Below are 19,378 nucleotides of genomic sequence, written 5' to 3'. Positions count from 1 at the left end.
AAAGCAGTGCTCTACCAGGCTGAGCTACACCCCGGAAATTGGATTTTAATAGCTTCGTTCGACCGATAAGTGGGCCAGCTGAACGAGTGCGTCCTTGTAGTCTGATGCGGGAAGTGCATTGAGCAGTTCGACCGCTTTGTTTGCTTCTTCCCTAGCGCGCCGTGCAGTGTACGCGATTGCGTCCGTAGATTCAACGATTTCGTAAACTTCGCGGAACGCATCGCGGTTGCCGTTCTCGATAGCGTCCCGAAGTGCGGCGGCCTGCGATGCATTGCCGTGCTCGATGGCATAGATCAGAGGCAGCGTCGGTTTGCCTTCGGCCAGGTCATCACCGAGATTTTTTCCGAGCTCTTCGGGATTCGCCATGTAATCCAGGGCATCGTCGATCAACTGAAACGCAATGCCGAGGTGAAGGCCATAGTCCTTCAGCGCCAATTCGGTGGACTCGGGCGCTCCCGTTAGCACAGCGGCCAATTGTGCTGCGGCGCTGAACAAGATTGCGGTCTTGCGAGAGATGACTTCGAGGTACTTGTGTTCGGTTGTTGCGGGATTATTGCAATTGAGAAGCTGCAACACCTCGCCCTCGGCGATGGCTGTGGTGGTGCGGGAGAGGATCTCCATGATGCGGAGGTCCTGCACGCTCACCATCAATTCGAACGAGCGGGAATACAAGTAGTCGCCGACTAGAACGCTGGCCGAGTTTCCCCAAAGCGCATTGACGGTATTTCGCCCACGGCGCAGGGTCGATTCGTCGACCACGTCGTCGTGGAGGAGGGTAGCCGTGTGAATGAATTCGATGACTGCTGCAAGGGTGATGTGTTGCTGCCCTTGATATTGGAGAGCCTTGGAGACCAGCAGCAACAGCATCGGGCGCAGTCGTTTGCCGCCGCTGTTTACGATGTATCGGCCGATCTGATTGATAAGCAATACATCGGAACTGAGCTCGCGAAGAATGAGTCGGTCGACAGCCGACGTTTCTTCTTCTACCAAACAGCGGATACTTGTAAAGGCTGTTTTTGGATTTTGCGAAGCTGTCGTTGTGATCTGTGACGTAGTCAATATGCTCATTAAGGATGAAATTGCTCTCGCTGCGGCAGAGTCCTGCAAAACGCTGGAATGCTATGGATGAGAGGTCGGCGTGTCAAGCTAAAACGGTTTCGACTTGCCACTTAGCGTAGCCGAACGCCAGTCGATGCATCATAGATGGCCGTTGGACCGCGCAGTCCTCCGAGTCGTCCGGGGAAGATCAGGACGCGCCCGGTAGAGAAATGCTTGCGAGCCGATATCGGCGTACGGGCTGGCGGCCGGCCGCTTTTGTTGGCGCTGGTCGATACGATCGGCCCGCCGAAAGCGCGGCATAGGGCGGCCGCATCGGGATGAGCCGTGACGCGGACGGCCAGCGTCGCGTGTTCGCCTCGGAGCCAAGCCGGTACCCAGCTAGCAGCGGGAACGATCCAGGTGACCGGTCCGGGCCAGGTCGCCAAGAGTCGGCTCCGCATAAATTCGGTCGGGATGTCGAGATAAGGTTCGATCTGATCGAATTCCGCGGCAATGAGGATCAGTCCTTTCGCCGAGGGTCGTTCCTTTAAAGCCAGGAGCCGGCGTACCGCATCTTGGTCGAGAGCGTCGCAGCCGAGTCCGTACACGCCCTCGGTCGGATAGGCGATAATGCCTCCGCGACGCAGGTGACTCGCCGCGAGCCTCAGACGAAACGGCGAGAGCATTTTTTCCTTGGCCCGCGGTCGAAAACGCTAGGTTGCGGATTCGGCCAGCGGTTCGCCTTCGTAAGGCGCCGCATAGCCGCATTCCTTGCGAGGACAGACTTTTTCCGTGCCGCGCCGCTTGGTGACTTTCAGCGTCAGGATCGGCCAGCCGCAGTTGGGGCAGGGCTCTGCGACAGGCGGGTTCCAGACGGCGTAGGTGCAACTGGGATAGGTATTGCAGGAGAAGAATAATTTTCCGAAGCGCGACTTCCGCTTGATCAATTGGCCCTTATTGCATTCAGGACAACGTACCCCGGTGTTCTCCGGTTTTTCGAGCGGTTCGATATGCTTGCACTTGGGATAATTGCTGCAGCCTATGAACTTCCCGAACCGACCGGTCTTGATGACCAGCGGCGAGGAGCATTCGGGGCAGACCTTTCCTTCCACGACTTCCGGCGCGGCGGGCGCGGCTTCCCCGTTGATGTTGCGGGTGTATTTGCACTCGGGATAATTGGTACAGCCGATGAAGCGGCCGTTACGTCCGAGGCGTATGGATAGCTGTCCGCCGCATTCGGGACATGCTTCGTCTAGCGATTCGTGAGTAACGTCGGCGCGTCTCAAGCTTTCATCCTTGGCATCGATCAGCGACTTGAACGGATACCAAAACTCGCGCATCAGCGGAATCCAATTTCTTTCGCCGCGCGAGACGGCGTCCAGATCGTCTTCCAAATTGGCGGTGAAGTTGTAGTCGACGTATTGGGTGAAGTGCTCCGTCAAGAATTTGTTGACGATGCGCCCCACGTCCGTCGGATGGAACCGTTTATTTTCCAGCACGACGTAATGACGCTGCTGCAGGGTCGAGATAATAGCCGCGTAAGTCGACGGCCGGCCGATGCCGTACTCCTCCAACGCCTTGACCAGGCTTGCTTCCGTATAGCGCGGCGGCGGTTCGGTGAAGTGCTGAGCGGTGACGATATCGAGCAGATCGACCCATTGGCCTTCTTTCAGCGCGGGCAATAAACTTTCGTCGTCTTCGGTGGATACGTCGTCCCTGCCTTCGAGGTAGACGCTCATAAAGCCCGGATTCACCACCGTCGAGCCTGTTGCGCGAAATACGCCCATCGTGCCGCAGGACAGGTCGACCGAGACCGTTTTGATGGTGGCGTGAATCATCTGGCAAGCGACGGTCCGCTTCCAGATCAGGTTGTAAAGCTTGTATTGCTCGGGACTGAGATAAGGCTTGACTTGTTCCGGCAGCCGAAAAGCCGATGTGGGCCGAATGGCTTCGTGGGCTTCCTGAGCGTTCTTGCTCTTGGTTTTGTATAGAGGCGGCTGCTTGGGCAGGTTTTCTTTGCCGAACCGGGACGCGATCAGCTCACGAATTTCCTGTACCGCTTCATTGGCGAGATTGACCGAATCGGTACGCATGTAGGTGATCAGCCCGGTGGTTTCGCCCCCCAGGTCGATACCTTCGTAAAGCTGTTGGGCGATTGCCATGGTGCGCTTGGTGGTGAACCCCAGCTTGCGAGCCGCTTCCTGCTGCAAAGTGGAGGTAATGAACGGTGCCGCGGGATTCTTTTTGCGCTCTTTCTCCTCAATCTTCACCACCCGGAGCTTGCCGTTGGCCTCCGCAAGCAGCGAGTTCCTAATCTGGCTCGCCTGTTCTTCAGTGACGATGCTGAACTGTTCCAGCTTCGCGCCGTTCAGGTTGATGAGCCGGGCGCGGAACTTCTGCCCCTCGGTGCTGGCGTCGGCATCGAGAGTCCAATATTCCCGAATCTGGAAGTTCTCGATTTCGATCTCGCGCTCGACAATCATCCGGAGTGCCGGGCTTTGCACCCGTCCGGCGGATAGGCCTCGCCGAATCTTTTTCCACAGCAAGGGCGACAGCTTAAAGCCGACCAGATAATCCAGTGCACGGCGCGCCTGCTGCGCATTGATCAGGTCGGTAGAGAGCGCTTTGGGGTGTTTGATCGCCTCGGTAATGGCGCGCTTGGTGATTTCATGGAAAACGACACGGTGTACCGGTTTATTGTCGAGCACCTTGCGGTTTTTCAGGATCTCGTAGATATGCCACGAAATGGCCTCGCCTTCGCGGTCCGGGTCGGTCGCGAGGAACAAGGCGTCAGCTTTCTGAGCAGCTTTGGCGATGGTTTGTACGTGCTTCTCGTTTCTCTCGATGAGTTCATACTTCATCGCGAAATCATGATCGGGATCTACTGCTCCTTCTTTGGGAACAAGGTCACGGACATGGCCATAGGATGCATAGACCTGAAAATCTCGGCCGAGATATTTTTCAATGGTCTTGGCTTTTGCTGGTGATTCAACAATGACCAGGTTTTGGCTCATCGGAGTTAATAAGGTGCGAGCTATTTGCGTTTAAGAATAAACGATTCTCCGGTTTCTTCTGCGGAGAAGAAATGGAGAAACGGGTGATGTATCAATGCAGATAATTAGGCAGGCTCTCGTAGACGAGATTTTCCATGCGCGCGAAAGCGATTTCTTCGTTGGGTTGGCTGAAAAGTACCATAAGCACAACCCACTTCAGGTTTTCCAGAGAGATGGCTTCTTCGTTGAATGCCATGACACGGTCGATGACCAGTTCGCGGCTTGCCGGCGTAAGGATTCCGCTTTGTTCCAGAAACATCAGGAGACCACGGCATTCGGCATCGAGCTTAGCCGTTTCCTGGGCGGAAAAGATACGAAATGCCGGCGAGGAAACAGGCTTGATCGCATTATGCTCGGCCAACGATTCTAGCCACTCAAAGGCTTTATTGATTTCGGTTTGAGGGAATCCCGCCTCCAAAAGTTCGGTGCGAATCATGTCGGGATCGGGTGTGAGCTCGACATCATCATCCATATAGTTTTCGAAAAGATAAATTAGGACATCGAATACGTTTTCTTTCATTGAGTGGTCTCAACTAAGGGATGCGCAACGGCTAGGAAATTTACTGGGTCCGGAAGTAGCATCCTCCGGGTGTAGAGGCAACATGACCTTGCAGTTCCAACATTAAAAGCATCGAGGCGATAGCTTCCGGCGTTTTTCCTGTGGCTGCCACTAGAGTATCCACAGAGGTTGGGTCGTACGCAATATATTTCAAGAGTTCCATATGGGGTTGGTTGTCGTCCGAATCGGTTTTGAACGAAGGTTTGTAGGCTTGGACGGATAATCGCGCCTCGAATTCCTCGACGATATCCTCAACCGTTTGGATCAGTTTTGCTCCGTTTTTTATCAATTCGTTGCAACCGCGGGAAAGCGGATTGTAAATCGAGCCGGGTACGGCGAAGACCTCGCGTCCCTGTTCGGCTGCGAGACGTGCAGTGATCAAGGATCCGGACCGCGGCGCGGCTTCGACGACCAGGGTACCCAAGGAAAGGCCGCTGATAATACGATTCCGACGGGGGAAATGATCGGCCTTGGGGCCGGTTCCGGGAGGGAATTCGGATACCAAGGCTCCGTTCTGGGCGATGATTTCGTGTGCCAGATTCTGATGACGGTACGGATATACTCGGTCCAATCCCGTGGCGGCGACGGCTATGGTAACACCGCCCGCTTCGAGCGCTCCGGAATGCCCGGCGGCATCGATCCCCAATGCCAGCCCGCTGGTGACAGCAAAGCCAGCGGAGACTAAGCCTGACGCGATTTCTCGCGCAATCCGCCGACCGGACGGCGACGGATTTCTGCTGCCGACAACTGCAATCTGGCGAAATGAAAGGGCCGAAACGTCCCCTTTAACGAAGATCAGCGGGGGCGGATCGGATATTTCGCGCAGCAGCGCGGGATATCGAGGATCGTGCAGCGTGAGGCAATCGTGGCCCGACGCACTCAGCCATTGCAAATCGGCTTCCACGGCCAGCCAATCCGGATGGCAGAGATAGACGATGGTTTCTTCTTTAAGACCTAAGGCGGCTAGATCAGCCGCCTTGGTTTCGAAGAGGATTCTAGGACTGTGGAAATGGGCGAGAATGGCGCAGAACCGCCGGCTTCCGATGAGCGGTGCTCGATGCAGTGCCAGCCAGTAGCGCAGGTCTTCTAAGCTTTCCGCGGAGCAGCCTGTCGTCAAGGGGTTGCAGCAATGTCTGACACGTGTATCGCACGTGTTGCGTTCATGACCAGCGCATAACTGACGCGTTCGAAGGGGCGGAAGATCATCAACAAGCCGGCGTGTTCGTCGGGCAAGGCCACGGTTTCGCCGGGTCTCTGGCTTACGATATCCCGTATCGGACGTGCGCTTTGATAAATGTCGAGAACGTGTCCGGTTTCGATGCCGTCGGCGGTTCCTTTGTCGATCACCACGACCTGGTATTGGCCGATCTGCGAGACCCCATCCAAGACACTGATGATATGGGCTTCGATATCTTGCTCGGGCGCACGTGGCTGGAAATAAAGCTCGATTTTTTCTTGCTCGACCGGCATGAGCCGGTCGCCGATAATGGCTTCGCGCTGGGCGCGGGTCAACACCAGTGTTGCCGGGTCGCCGATACGTTGCAGTTGGGCGTCGGCTACGTAGATCGCTTCATAGCCGAGAATGTCGCCGGTAACTGGGTCCTGGTAGGCCGGGCCCGGTCTGAACAAGGTAAATGCCTGGTTCGTGCCGTCTTCGACCGCACGCACGTAAATCCCGTCGCCGATCCCTCCCACGATATGCTCGTCGACAAACGCCACGATATATGGCGCATCCTGTAATTCGCGCTTGTTGACGACCCTGGGTCTACTCAGAAACTGACGGATCGCGTCCATGGGAATGAGCGGCACGGCTCGGGCGATCGGGCTGACTCGAACTTCCGGGCTCAGGCGTACTTCGGACGGCGTTTCGATTTGCAGGCGGGGCTCGCCGTTTACGTAGCTCAGGGCGATCACGTCGCCCGGATAAATAAGATGCGGATTTGCGATTTGGGGGTTGTTTTGCCAAATTTCCGGCCACTGCCAGGGCTTGCTCAAGAACTTACCGGAGATGCCCCATAGCGTGTCTCCCTGGACTACGGTGTATCGGTCCGGATGATTCGGATTTAGCTGAATGTGATCGGCCGACACCGTGCCGACGACGAACGATAAGGCAATACCGATAATGATTCGAAGCGTCATCTTGTCTCCTGCTCATCACGCATGGCGCGGCCATTCGAGTGTGGGAAGCGCTGGACTCACTGCAAGAATTTGTTCGCGATAAGGCATGTGCAACTTTCAAAAACCAATCGAGTCTTAAGGAACGGCGTTCAAAGTCTAGTTGAATTTCGTTAGAATTCCATTGACTTAGGTATTCAGCGTCCACGATAAACGTTATGGCCATCTTAACCATTCTTGAATTTCCCGATGACCGGCTCCGCAAGAAAGCGGTTCCCGTGCCCGTGGTCGACGAGTCGATCAAGCGGCTTGTGGACGACATGTTCGAAACGATGTACGCCGCTCCCGGCGTAGGTCTTGCCGCAACGCAGGTCAACGTCCAAAAACGCATCGTGGTCATCGATGTGTCCGAGGAAAAGAACACCCCGGTTTGCCTGATCAACCCCGAGATCGTGGAGAAGGACGGGAGCGAGGAAATGGATGAGGGTTGCTTGTCGGTTCCCGGTGTTTTCGAAAAGGTAACTCGCGCCGAGACGGTCAAGATTCGTGCATTGGACCGCAATGGCGATGCTTTCGAACTTGAAACCGATGGCCTCCTCGCGGTCTGCATCCAGCACGAGATCGACCATCTGGATGGAAAGTTGTTCGTCGATTATCTCTCGCCGTTGAAACGCCAGCTTATCCGTAAGAAACTGAAAAAGGATCAGCGGCAGCGGACCTCACAGCAGCCGCAGAAAACACGGGCAGTCGTCTGATTTCAAGTCTCCCGATACTTCGGGGGAGTAGGATTCGCTCCGGGCGGAGAGGGTCCTTCTTTTGGTTTACGCAGCGGCACGTAGCTGCGTCTTTGCAATTCGCCACTTCCATCTTATGAAGATCGTTTTCGCCGGCACACCGGAGTTTGCCGTTCCTACCCTCGAGATGCTTTTGGAGGGGCCGCATGATGTCTGTGCGATCTATACCCAGCCCGATCGCCCGGCGGGCCGGGGCCAGAAGCTCAAGCCGAGTCCGGTGAAGCAGTTGGCACAGTCTCACGGTATACCCATCTTTCAGCCGACCACGCTGAAAGACCCCGAGGAACAGGAGCGGCTCAGGTCTCATGATGCTGACTTGATGGTGGTGGTGGCTTACGGCCTCATCTTGCCCAAAGCGGTTCTGGAGATTCCCCGTCTAGGTTGCGTCAATGTTCACGCATCGTTACTGCCTCGGTGGCGAGGCGCGGCGCCCATACAGCGGGCCATCCTCGCCGGCGACGAGGTAAGCGGCATTACCATCATGTTCGTGGAGCCGCGTCTCGACGCGGGCCCGATGTTGCATAAGAAGAGCTGCAGGATCGCGCCCTTGGAAACGGCTGGAGAGCTGCACGACCGCCTGGCCGGGCTCGGCGCGGAAGCGCTCGCGGAAATATTGCCCGAAATCGAAGCAGGGACGGTGCGGCCCGAGGTTCAGGACGAAACCCAAGTTACCTATGCGGCGAAGCTGGAAAAGCACGAGGCGCGTTTGGACTGGACGATGGCGGCGATCGACCTGGAGCGCCGGATCAGAGCATTCAATCCCTGGCCGGTCGCCGAGACACTTTACCGGGGAGACATCTTACGGATTTGGCGGGCTGAGAGCCTGGATGAACCCGCGGGGGCAGAGCCGGGAACGATTCTTGATCGCGGCAAGACCCTGGATGTCACCACCGGCAGCGGAGTACTCCGGCTGCTGGAAGTTCAGCTTCCGGGAGGGAGGCGGATGACGGCTCAGGCATTTCTGAACGCGCATCCGGTTAGATCGGAACGCTTCGGCTGATGGAGTCGAATTCACGCGTATTCGCGGCGGATGTACTCGTTCAGGTGGTGGGAGAACAGAAAACCCTCACGCACGCACTCGAATCCGTCCTGCCCAAGATTCCACGGGAAAACGACCGCGCTTTCGTGCAAGCCCTGTGCTACGGCGTCATGCGCTGGTATTGGCGGCTGGATTATCTGCTCGGGTTGCTGACGCGGAAACCGATCAAGGACCTGGATCTCCGGATGTTGGCCATGCTCGGCTTATATCAACTCAAGTACACTAGGGTAAAGCCTCATGCGGCGGTGGCCGAAACGGTATCGGCGGCACGGCGGAAGGCCTGGGCGAAGCCGCTACTGAACGGGATTTTGCGCACCTATCTTCGGGAGCAGTCGACGCTGGAAGCTCGGGTTGAGGAAAAGAAAGTCGTTGCCGAAGCTCACCCGGAGTGGTTGGCCTCGCAGATACAGCGAGACTGGCCGGGTCGATACACCGAGGTTCTGAGGCAAAACAATCTCGCTCCTCCCATGGTTTTGCGGGTAAACCGCCTGGCGATATCGCGGGCGGCTTACCTGGAACGATTGGCGCAGACAGGCATTTCGGCCTATGCTTCCCCGGTCGGCGACAGTGCCGTAGTGTTGGAAAGCCCTACGGCGGTAGAGAGGCTGCCGGGGTTCGCGGAGGGTTGGGTATCCGTGCAGGACAGTGCCGCCCAGTTAGCCGCTGCGTTATTGGAGCTGAAGCCGGGTTTGCGGGTGCTCGATGTGTGCGCGGCTCCCGGCGGTAAATTGATGCATGTCCTCGAAACCTGTTCCGGTTTGAAGGAAGTGGTTGCAGTCGATATTTCCCCCGAGCGGGTTGCCAGGATTCACGATAATCTTGCGCGCGCCGGGCTGAACGCCCGGGTGCTGACTGCCGATGCCACGGATCCCGAAGCGTGGTGGGACGGGCAGATTTTCGACCGGATTTTGTTGGATGCGCCTTGCTCCGCTACCGGGGTCATACGGCGTCATCCGGATATCAAGGTATTGCGTAAGCCTTCCGATATTGGCGGGTTGCTGGACTTGCAGCGGCTTATTTTGGATGCCGCTTGGCCGATGCTGGCGCCCGGCGGATTGCTGCTTTACGCTACGTGTTCCATCTTGCGGCAAGAAAACGAAGTGAGAATCGCCGAATTCCTCGAGAATCATTCCGACGCACGGGAAGTGCCCATCGAGGCGACTTGGGGGGAGGCGGTAAGCCATGGCCGGCAGATATTGACCGGCGATCAGGGAATGGATGGGTTTTATTACGCTCGCATAGTGAAAACCAGCTAGTGCTCCAACGTCTGAGTCAATGGAGCTTTCTTGTCGGCCTTTTACTGGCCTTCGATGCCGTGTGCGCGGATTACGGATTTCGGATCATACGCGCCGAGCTTGTGCCGTCCGGCACCAACTTCGTTTTAAACGCGGATATCGACTACCGTTTCAGCGAGTCCGCCCTCGAAGCCCTGAGACACGGAGTTCCCCTGACTTTGGCTGTTCGGCTCAAGATCAAGCGTCAGCGGCATTATTGGTTAAATGAAACGATCTTGAGTGAAATCCATAAGTTCCGGATTCTCTATCATCCCTTAGGGAGGTCGTTCCAGATCATTCACGCGGGCGGGAATACCGAAAGCTTTGCGAGTCTGACGGCCTTGCTGGAAGCCATGGGCGCGATCCGGGGCTGGTTCATGCTGCCGGCCGATCGCATCGTCGAGGGCAATAGCTACGAAGCGAGCCTGTCGGTAGATCTGGATATAGAATCCTTGCCGCTTCCTTTGCGTCCGATTGCCTACGTTTCCCCAAGCTGGTATCTCGGGAGTTCCTGGTACCGATGGCGCGTCGCAGATTAAAGCCACCGCTCAGTTTAACGATCCTGGTGCTGTTTTCGGCGCTCTTGGCATCGCTTCATTTGATGAGTACGGCGACCCAAGACGCGTCCCAGCTCGGAAAGATGTATTCCTGGCTGGTGCTGATCAATTCGCTGGGATCGGTTTTGCTTCTGGGATTGGTGGGCGCCAACGTCTACTGGCTGCTGAAACAGTTGAGGCGGAAGGCGGCCGGTTCCAATCTCACGCTCCGCATGGTGTTTCTGTTCACCCTGCTGAGCCTGGCCCCGGCCACCATAGTCTTTTATTACTCCATGCAATTCCTTCAGCAGAGCATCGACAGTTGGTTCGATGTCCGCGTCGACCAGGCCATGGAGGATGCGCTGCAACTGGGACAAGCCGCTTTGGACGAGCGTATGCGAGCCGTCTTGAAGCAAACCGAGCAAATGGCGGAAGGCTTGGAAGGCTCGCCGGAAGGTCTTGTGCCTATTCGCTTGGCAGAGCTGCGCAGCCATGCCGAGGACGGCGAGCTCACCGTTTTTTCCAAGCAAGGCCGCATCATGGGCTTTATCGGCAGCCAAACCGGAAGAATCATTCCGGACTTTCCGGAAACGGGCGTCTTGTTGCAGGTGAAGCAAGGCAAATCGTACGTAGGTCTCGAACCCGACGTCGGAAACGGCCTGCAAATCAGGGCGGTCGTATCCATCGCAGGGGATGACGCGCAATACCTTCAAGGCATTTATCCGGTACCGTTGCGTGTGGCCGATCTCGCGAAAACGGTCGAGGCGGCTTATGTTCACTACAAGGAGCTTACCTTTCTGCGGGGGTCATTGAAGCTGACGTTTTCCCTGACCCTGTCTCTGGTACTCCTTCTGAGTCTTTTAGCCGCGATGTGGTCCGCGTTTCTCAGCATCCGCCGCATCGTGGCTCCGGTCCGGTATTTGGCCCAGGGCACCAGAGCCGTGGCCCAAGGCAATTACGAGAAGCGCTTGCCGGTAAAACGCAAGGATGAGCTGGGCTTCTTGGTCGAGTCGTTCAACGCCATGACGCAGAAGATCGCCCAGGCAAGAGACGAGGCGCAGCATTCCCGGCAGGAGGTTGAGCGCCAGCGCGCCTATCTGGAAACCGTATTGGCGAACCTTTCCTCCGGCGTGTTGAGTTTCGACGAGTCGATGCGGCTTCTGACCGCCAATCAGGCCGCGAATGCCATTCTTCACGCCGAACTCGACAAGAGCGTCGGCGCTACGATCGGCGAGCTGACGGAAGCGCAGCCGCATCTGGCCGATTTGATGCAAATCGTTGGAAATCGATTGGAAAAGGAAAATAGCGTCTGGCGCGAAGAAATTCCCTTCCTCGGGCCCAAAGGCCGGCAGGAACTCTTATGCCGCGGAACGCCGCTATTCGGTTCGGACGGTGAGTCGCAAGGTGCCGTCGTGGTGTTCGACGATGTCACCGCACTGATCCAGGCCCAGCGTCAGGCGGCATGGAGCGAAGTGGCTCAGCGTCTGGCACACGAGATCAAAAATCCGCTCACACCGATTCAGCTTTCGGCCGAGCGTCTCAAGCACAAGCTGTCCAAGAATCTGGAGACGGCCGAAGCCGAGGTTCTGGATCGCGCGACCCGTACCATCGTGCAACAGGTCGAGGCCATGAAGACCATGGTCAATGCCTTCTCCGAATACGCCAAACCATCCATTATCCAGTTGCAACGGATCGATATCGATGCTTTGATCGAGGAAGTCGTGGCGCTTTATCCGCCTCAATCCGGTTTGGAGTTCGAACTCGATCTGGAGCCCACTTTGCCTCCGATATACGCCGATCCGATCAGAATTCGACAGGTTCTGCACAACATGATCAAGAACGCGCAGGAAGCCATGGCACCGGGGGTGTCGGGTAAAATGGGCATTCAGACGCGTTTGATCGAGGAAAACCGTCATCATTACGTCGAAATCGAGTTGCACGACTCCGGGCCCGGTATTCCGCCCGAGCAGGCTGACCGAATTTTCGAACCTTATGTAACGACTAAATCGAAGGGTACCGGTTTGGGATTGGCCATTGTAAAGAAGATTGTCGAGGAGCATGGGGGAAGCATCCGGCTGGTTTCGGGGCGCGGTGAAGGCGCGCGCTTTATCATACGAGTGCCCATCGCAACCGAAACGGCTGCGGTGCGCGGGCTAGCGATGGAGGTATAAGCGGTGGTCAAAGCGAATATTTTGGTGGTGGACGACGAGCCGGACATTCGCCAATTGCTCCAGGAGATTCTGGAGGACGAGGGCTATCGGGTTGCCGCGGCCGAGAACGCGAGCGTTGCGCGCAAGCTCAGGGCGGAACGCATGCCGGATCTGATATTGCTGGATATCTGGATGCCGGACGAGGACGGCATCACTCTGCTGAAAGAGTGGCTCCGGGATGACCAGCTTTGCCCTGTCATCATGATGTCCGGGCACGCGACGGTTGAAACCGCGGTCGAAGCGACCCGGCTGGGCGCGTACGATTTTCTTGAAAAGCCGTTGTCCCTGGCCAAACTCCTGGTTACCGTCGAGCGGGCCCTGGAAAACGCCAGGCTCAAGCGGGAAAACATCGGATTGAAGCGGCGGGTGGACATCCCGATAGAACCTGTCGGCAAGAGCGCCGCCATGGAGCGCCTCCGCGATCAGATCAAGCGTTTGGCGCAGCACGACGCCCGCGTCTTGTTCGTGGGCGAGCCCGGTTCCGGGAAAGAAACCCTGGCGCGTTATCTTCATGCCAACAGCGCGCGGCGCGACGGCCCTTTCGTGGACGTGGGCGTAGGCACGATCGCGCCGCAGTTCTCGGCGGTGGAATTTTTCGGCAGGATGGAAGACGGCCGGATTCACTACGGATTGCTGGAGCAGGCGCACGGCGGAACGTTATTCCTCGACGAAGTGGCCGATATGGAAGAGGAGACGCAGTTGCGCCTCCTCAGCGCGCTGGAATCGAGTTCATTCTCGCGGGTGGGCGGCAGTGAACTGATCAACGTGGATGTCCGTATCGTCGCATCGACCCGAAAATCGTTGGAAGAAGAGGTGCGGGCCGGCCGTTTCCGGCGCGAGCTCTATTACCTGCTGAACGTCGTCACGCTCAAGGTTCCGCCCTTGCGCGAACACAGCGAAGATGTGCCCGATCTGCTGCGGTTTTATGTGGATTACTTCGTGAGCCGGGAGAAATTGCCGTTTCGGAAGTTTCCCGTTCCGGTCCAGAACTTTTTGCGGAATTATCCGTGGCATGGCAATATCCGCGAGCTCAAGAATCTGGTGCAGCGCCTTTTGATCCTGGGCAGCGGGGAAGAGGTAGAGCTGGACGAAGTGAAGGCGGCGCTCGGCGAATCCTTGGGCGAAGTCGGCCCAGCCGCGGGCCAGCCCGATTTCTACGACCTGCCGCTCAAAGAGGCGCGCGAACGGTTCGAGAAGGCTTATCTCGAGTATCACCTGGAAAAATACAGCGGCAGCGTTGCCCGTCTTTCACATGCCATCGGCCTCGAGCGTACTCATTTGTATCGCAAGCTCAATTCGCTTGGGATCAAATTCAGAGAAAAGCGATAGCATCGCGGCTCTCGAATTTGCCGTTTCCTGTCTTAGTTTCTCTAACTTCTGCTCTCGATAATGAAAATAATCATACTTGGCGCCGGGCAGGTCGGAAGCAGCGTGCTCGCCAGCTTGGCGAGCGAGGCTAACGATATCGTCATGGTCGATACGCAGCCCGCCTTATTGAAGGATTTGCAAGACCGGTTCGACATCGGCACGGTTCAGGGCAATGCGGCGCATCCCACGGTATTGAAGCGAGCCGGGGCCGATGAGGCCGATATGCTCATCGCCGTCACCAGCGACGATGAAACCAATATGCTGGCCTGTCAGATGGCGGATATCCTGTTCAAGATTCCGCGAAAGATCGCCCGTGTCCGCGCCATCGAATATTTCAGCTATCCGGGCATTTTTTCCCCCGAGACCATTCCTATCGACGTCGTCATCAGCCCGGAGCAGATCATCACGCAATTCATCGAGCGGCTGCTCAAGTATCCGGGGGCCTCGCAAGTCCTGGATTTTGCCGAGGGCCGCGTCCGGCTGGTGTCGGTCAGGGCCCATCAAGGCGGGCCGCTGGTCGGGCGGGAAATCCGCGAGCTTCATCAGCACATGCCGAATGTCCATGCGCGCATCACGGCAATTTTTCGAAACGGCCTGCCTGTCATCCCGAACGGAAAAACCATTATTCAGGCGGATGACGAGGTATTTTTCGCCGCATCATCCGAAGAAATCAAAGCGGTCATGAGCGAGCTCAGAGAGCTCGAACGGCCTTACAAGCGACTGATGTTCGCCGGCGGCGGACACATCGGCAAGCGCGTGGCTCAAGCGCTGGAGGGGCGTTATCAGGTCAAGCTCGTAGAAAAGGATTATAAGCGCGCCCAGAAAATCGCCGCCGATCTGAGCAATACGGTGGTATTGGCGGGCGATGCTTCGGACAAGGAGCTTCTGCTCAGCGAAAACATCGAGAACACCGATATTTTCTGCGCCATTACCAACGACGACGAAGCCAATATTTTGTCCGCCATGTTGGCCAAACGCCTGGGTGCCCGCCGGGTGATCAGCCTGGTGAACAAGAGCGCTTACGCGGACCTCGTCGATTCCTCACTGGTGGACCTCGTCCTTTCTCCGCAGCAGGCGACCATCAGCGCCTTGCTGCGTTATGTTCGGCGCGGCGATATCGTTCAGGTCCACTCCCTTCGGCATGGCGCCTCGGAAGCGATCGAAGCGGTCGCCCACGGGCGCCGCGGCAGCTCGAAGGTGGTCGGCATACCCATCGACAAGATCAACATTCCGCCGGGCGTGGTGATGGGGGCCTTGGTCAGGGGGGACGAGGTGATTCAGGTTCACCACGACACGGTGATCGAGGAGGGTGATCACGTCATCATGTTCCTACTCGACAAGAAACTTATTCCCATGGTCGAACAAATCTTTCAAGCTACCGATGTACCGGTCTGATTCCGGAGATTATCTATGACCGACGACGGGTTTCCGATTCGAGACAAATGGGACCGGATCTACCGGGGAGCCGGCGACGCGATTCCCGAGCCGGCACCGGTTTTGGCGGATAATGCGCATCTTCTCCCTGAATCCGGAACCGCCTTGGACTTGGCTTGCGGGCTGGGAGGAAACGCGTTGTTTCTTGCGCGGCGAGGGCTGGAGACCCAGGCATGGGATATTTCTCCGGAGGCGATCAGCCGGCTGAACGTTCATGCCCGACGGCTCGGTCTGGGTCTCCGCGCCGAGACCAGAGACGTGGTCGAGTTGCCTCCCACGGCGGAATCCTTCGACGTCATCGTCATCAGCCGCTTTTTGGAACGGTCTTTGACCTTGGCTATTACAAAGGCGCTGAAACCCGGCGGCTTGCTCTTCTATCAGACTTACACACGAGACAAAGCTGCCGGGATCGGGCCTACAAATCCGGCTTTTCTTCTCGATACGAACGAACTGCCTCGGCTGTTTGGCAGCCTCAGACTCGTGTTTTATCGGGAAGAAGGGCAAATCGGCGATTTGAACCGAGGCAGTCGCAACGAGGCTTTTTTTGTGGGGCAAAAGGCATAGGCGCCGTGTAGCGGTACCTTGCTCACGTGAATCAACTCTTCAGGAGTACCAAGATGTCGTCTGTAAAAAGCTTAACTCCGCCCAACGCGTGGAATGCTTTCAGGGAACAAAGCGGTGCCGTGCTGCTGGATGTCCGCGATCCTTTGGAATTCTCCTATGTCGGGCATCCGTGCGGCGCCATCAACATTCCGTGGAAATGGGCGCCGGACTGGAAGCCCAATCCGGACTTCGTGAATCGCGTTCGCCAAATCGCTCCGAACGCCGATACCCCGATTTTCTTATTGTGCCGCAGCGGGCAGCGTTCGCTCGATGCCGCCAATGCCTTGGCAGCCGAAGGCTATTCGGATCTTACGAATATCGAGCAAGGCTTCGAAGGCCCTCTCGACGAACAGAAACATCGTAGCAGCGTCGGCGGCTGGCGTTATCATGGGCTTCCTTGGGAGCAAAGCTGATAGGGACGAAAGAGCCCGTCACTTTAAACGCCCTAACGCACACGGAAATGGGGAAGGCGCGCATCCGATAGGAGCTTCGCACCCCCCTGCGTCCGTATCCGCATATCAAAGGCTCGACCTGCGATAAATCCCTTTAAACCGGCTACCGTTCTTCGTTTTGCAACATGGCGATGTTAATGATAGTCGCCTCATGCATCGCAAAAACGATAGAGAAGGGATCAGAGGGGTTTTCATGCAATCGAGTGATATCACGGTTGTGCTGCCGACGCTGAACGAAGAGATAAACATCGCTCATTTTCTGTCGTCGTTACCGGATCGCTGTCGTCTCATTGTCGTGGATGCCGGGGACGACCGAACTGCGGAAATCGTCGCTCGCCACCGTTCGCCGGAGTTCACCCAAATTGTGAGGCTGAAAAGCACGATATCGGAAGCTCGTCAGATCGGTATGGAGTTGGCCGGAACCGGATGGGTCTTGTTTACGGACGCAGACGTGGTATTCCCACCAACCTACTTTCGGGCACTCGCCGGATATGCGGAATTCGACTGCGTCTACGGTCCAAAACTGTCGCACAATCGATTTCGCCGATATTACCGCTGGTTCGCCCACGGGCAATGGATATCTCACAAAATGGGAATTCCTGCGGCGAGCGGCTCCAATTTGCTGGTCAGGCGCCATATCGTGACGGAGGTGGGCGGATTCGATCCCGATCTGCTTTGCAACGAAGATTCGGAACTGGTCTGGCGCATTAAACGCGCCGGCTACCGCACCGCGTTCGCACTGGATCTGCCCGTATATGCAATGGATCATCGTCGTCTGGAGCGGGGCGTGTTCCGCAAGACGCTTCACTCTGTTGTCCGGTGCTTATTCCTTTATTGCGACCTGATTCCTGCCCGCTGGCGCAGACTGGATTGGGGTTACTGGTCGCATGTCCAGCAGGGCGAAAGCGGTGCGTCCGCTCAGGACTGAGTGAGCTTTAAAATCTGGTAGAATAACCGGTTTTACCCGGCTCCCTGCCCCCACCATCCATCCTTTTTCCGATTTATGATCGAAAAACTTCGCAATATCGCCATCATCGCCCACGTAGACCACGGCAAGACCACTCTGGTCGATAAGCTGCTCCAGCAATCCGGCACGTTCGCCGCCCACGAAAAAGTGGAGGAACGGGTCATGGACTCGAACGCCCTGGAGAAGGAGCGCGGTATCACCATTCTGGCCAAGAACACCGCCATCGACTGGAACGGCTATCACATCAACATCGTCGATACCCCCGGCCACGCCGACTTCGGCGGCGAAGTCGAACGCGTTTTGTCCATGGTCGATTCCGTGCTGCTCTTGGTCGATGCGGTAGACGGCCCGATGCCGCAGACCCGTTTCGTGACGCAGAAGGCGTTCGCCCTGGGGCTCAAGCCCATCGTCGTCATCAATAAAATCGATCGTCCGGGAGCGCGCGCCCATTGGGTATTGGACCAGACCTTCGATTTATTCGACCGGCTGGGAGCGACCGAAGAGCAGCTCGACTTTCCGGTCATTTACGCATCCGCCCTGAACGGCTATGCCGGCCACAGCCCGGATATCCGCGAAGGCAACATGGACCCCTTGTTCGAAACCATTATCGAAAAGGTGCATCCGCCCGTGGTCGACGAAGAGGGCGGCTTTCAAATGCAGATCAGCCAGCTGGACTATAGCTCCTATGTGGGCGTGATCGGCATCGGCCGCATCCAGCGCGGCACCATCAGGACCAACACCCCGGTGGTGGTCGTCAGCCGCGACGGCAAGCAGCGCAACGCCCGTATCCTGCAGGTGTTCGGATTCAAGGGGCTGGAAAGGGTCGAAGTGCCCGAGGCGAATGCCGGCGATATCATCGCCTTCACCGGCATCGATGCGCTGGAGATTTCCGACACCATTTGTGCCGTCGATTGCGTAGAGCCGCTTCCGCCTTTGACCGTTGACGAGCCCACCGTGAGCATGACCTTCCAGGTCAACAACTCGCCTTTTGCCGGCAAGGAGGGCAAGTTCGTCACGTCGCGGCAAATTCGCGAACGTCTTCAGCGGGAACTGCTGCACAACGTTGCCCTGCGCGTGGAAGACACGTCCGATCCCGACAAATTTAAGGTTTCGGGACGCGGCGAGTTGCATCTCTCCATCCTGATTGAAAACATGCGCCGCGAGGGCTACGAGCTTGGCGTGTCGCGTCCCGAGGTGATCATCAAGGAGGTCGACGGCGAGCTCTGCGAACCCTATGAATTCGTCACCATCGAAGTGGAGGAGGCGAATCAGGGCGCGGTGATGGAGAAACTGGGCGAGCGCAAGGGCGATCTTTTGAACATGGTGCCGGACGGGCAGGGCAGGGTACGGCTGGAATACATGATGCCGTCACGCGGCCTGATCGGCTTTCAGACCGAATTCATGACTGCCACCTCGGGCACCGGCCTTCTGTACCACGTCTTCGATCATTACGGCCCGGTGAAGAAAGGCGATATCGGCCAGCGTATCAACGGTGTGATGATTTCCATGGTGGAAGGCAAGGCCCTGGGCTATGCGCTGTTCAATCTGCAAGAACGCGGACGCCTGTTCATCGAGCACGGCACGGAAGTCTACGAGGGCATGATCATCGGCATCCATTCCCGCGACAACGACTTGGTGGTGAACCCCACCAAAGCCAAGCAGTTGACCAATATCCGCGCCGCCGGCAGCGACGAGAACATCATTTTGACTCCGCCCATCAAACTGAGTCTGGAGCAGGCTCTGGAGTTCATCGATGATGACGAACTAGTGGAGGTGACCCCGAAATCCGTTCGACTCAGAAAAAAGCTGCTTCTGGAACACGAACGCAAAAAAGCCACCCGTGCAGCGGGCGCCTGATGCCGAGATAAGGGAATATTCGCGATTGTCGATATCTGCCTTGGCCGTTTGTCGGATGATTGTCATCGCGGCGGACGGT

The 19,378-nt window shown here is 57.0% G+C and carries 17 protein-coding genes; 11 read left to right on the top strand and 6 right to left on the bottom strand.

The features are described 5' to 3' along the window. Nucleotides 1-45 precede the first annotated feature (45 nt). From ispB to B2A78_RS19030, 6 genes are all read right to left on the bottom strand, one after another. A complete protein-coding gene (gene ispB / locus B2A78_RS19055; protein ID WP_077731610.1) occupies nucleotides 46-1,068 on the bottom strand; it encodes an octaprenyl diphosphate synthase in 1,023 nt (340 codons plus the stop codon). A 101-nt stretch (nucleotides 1,069-1,169) separates the two neighbouring features. Then, nucleotides 1,170-1,724, bottom strand: a complete 555-nt coding sequence (locus B2A78_RS19050; protein WP_077731609.1) for a Sua5/YciO/YrdC/YwlC family protein — start codon at nucleotides 1,722-1,724, stop codon at nucleotides 1,170-1,172. Between the two features lie 27 nt (nucleotides 1,725-1,751). Next, nucleotides 1,752-4,052 (bottom strand): type I DNA topoisomerase, encoded by a 2,301-nt coding sequence (gene topA / locus B2A78_RS19045; protein WP_077731608.1) that lies wholly within the window; start codon nucleotides 4,050-4,052, stop codon nucleotides 1,752-1,754. 91 nt (nucleotides 4,053-4,143) lie between these two features. Then, nucleotides 4,144-4,611 carry a DUF494 domain-containing protein gene (locus tag B2A78_RS19040; protein WP_077731607.1) on the bottom strand — a complete coding sequence of 156 codons (468 nt, stop codon included), beginning with the start codon at nucleotides 4,609-4,611 and terminating at the stop codon, nucleotides 4,144-4,146. A 40-nt stretch (nucleotides 4,612-4,651) separates the two neighbouring features. Continuing rightward, nucleotides 4,652-5,767, bottom strand: a complete 1,116-nt coding sequence (gene dprA / locus B2A78_RS19035) for a DNA-processing protein DprA (protein WP_077731606.1) — start codon at nucleotides 5,765-5,767, stop codon at nucleotides 4,652-4,654. After that, nucleotides 5,764-6,789, bottom strand: a complete 1,026-nt coding sequence (locus B2A78_RS19030; protein ID WP_077731605.1) for a LysM domain-containing protein — start codon at nucleotides 6,787-6,789, stop codon at nucleotides 5,764-5,766. Before B2A78_RS19030 ends, dprA begins: the two co-directional genes overlap by 4 nt. 194 nt (nucleotides 6,790-6,983) lie before the next feature. Between B2A78_RS19030 and def the strand changes: the two genes are divergently transcribed. The 11 genes from def to typA all read left to right on the top strand — a co-directional run bounded on the left by def (nucleotide 6,984) and on the right by typA (nucleotide 19,299). Then, nucleotides 6,984-7,520, top strand: coding sequence for a peptide deformylase (gene def, locus B2A78_RS19025; protein ID WP_077731604.1), 537 nt, complete (start codon nucleotides 6,984-6,986; stop codon nucleotides 7,518-7,520). Nucleotides 7,521-7,635: 115 nt separating this feature from the next. Beyond that, the gene (gene fmt / locus B2A78_RS19020) at nucleotides 7,636-8,559 is read left to right on the top strand and encodes a methionyl-tRNA formyltransferase (RefSeq protein ID WP_077731603.1); all 924 of its coding nucleotides are present in this window, start codon (nucleotides 7,636-7,638) and stop codon (nucleotides 8,557-8,559) included. Further along, on the top strand, nucleotides 8,559-9,854 hold the full coding sequence (gene rsmB, locus B2A78_RS19015; RefSeq protein ID WP_077731602.1) for a 16S rRNA (cytosine(967)-C(5))-methyltransferase RsmB: 1,296 nt from the start codon (nucleotides 8,559-8,561) through the stop codon (nucleotides 9,852-9,854). Before fmt ends, rsmB begins: the two co-directional genes overlap by 1 nt. Beyond that, complete coding sequence (locus B2A78_RS19010; protein WP_077731601.1) at nucleotides 9,854-10,411, top strand: DUF4390 domain-containing protein; 558 nt, start codon at nucleotides 9,854-9,856, stop codon at nucleotides 10,409-10,411. Before rsmB ends, B2A78_RS19010 begins: the two co-directional genes overlap by 1 nt. Continuing rightward, a complete protein-coding gene (locus B2A78_RS19005) occupies nucleotides 10,393-12,579 on the top strand; it encodes an ATP-binding protein (RefSeq protein ID WP_077731600.1) in 2,187 nt (728 codons plus the stop codon). Before B2A78_RS19010 ends, B2A78_RS19005 begins: the two co-directional genes overlap by 19 nt. Nucleotides 12,580-12,582: 3 nt before the next feature. Continuing rightward, nucleotides 12,583-13,947 carry a sigma-54 dependent transcriptional regulator gene (locus B2A78_RS19000; protein ID WP_077731599.1) on the top strand — a complete coding sequence of 455 codons (1,365 nt, stop codon included), beginning with the start codon at nucleotides 12,583-12,585 and terminating at the stop codon, nucleotides 13,945-13,947. 60 nt (nucleotides 13,948-14,007) lie between these two features. Continuing rightward, nucleotides 14,008-15,381: a Trk system potassium transporter TrkA gene (trkA, locus tag B2A78_RS18995; RefSeq protein WP_077731598.1), complete on the top strand. Its 1,374-nt coding sequence runs from the start codon at nucleotides 14,008-14,010 to the stop codon at nucleotides 15,379-15,381. Nucleotides 15,382-15,396: 15 nt separating this feature from the next. Continuing rightward, nucleotides 15,397-15,984, top strand: coding sequence for a class I SAM-dependent methyltransferase (locus B2A78_RS18990; RefSeq protein ID WP_077731597.1), 588 nt, complete (start codon nucleotides 15,397-15,399; stop codon nucleotides 15,982-15,984). A 53-nt stretch (nucleotides 15,985-16,037) separates the two neighbouring features. Next, nucleotides 16,038-16,436 (top strand): rhodanese-like domain-containing protein, encoded by a 399-nt coding sequence (locus tag B2A78_RS18985; RefSeq protein ID WP_077731596.1) that lies wholly within the window; start codon nucleotides 16,038-16,040, stop codon nucleotides 16,434-16,436. A 232-nt stretch (nucleotides 16,437-16,668) separates the two neighbouring features. Beyond that, nucleotides 16,669-17,403 carry a glycosyltransferase gene (locus B2A78_RS18980; protein WP_077731617.1) on the top strand — a complete coding sequence of 245 codons (735 nt, stop codon included), beginning with the start codon at nucleotides 16,669-16,671 and terminating at the stop codon, nucleotides 17,401-17,403. A gap of 75 nt (nucleotides 17,404-17,478) precedes the next feature. Next, nucleotides 17,479-19,299 (top strand): translational GTPase TypA, encoded by a 1,821-nt coding sequence (gene typA / locus B2A78_RS18975; protein ID WP_077731595.1) that lies wholly within the window; start codon nucleotides 17,479-17,481, stop codon nucleotides 19,297-19,299. The last annotated feature ends 79 nt before the right edge of the window (nucleotides 19,300-19,378 follow it).

The sequence above is a fragment of the Methylocaldum sp. 14B genome (assembly GCF_002005105.1).
Classification (GTDB): Bacteria; Pseudomonadota; Gammaproteobacteria; order Methylococcales; family Methylococcaceae; genus Methylocaldum.
The sequence above is the reverse complement of the archived record's forward strand: the minus strand, read 5'-3'. Positions and strand labels throughout refer to the sequence as shown.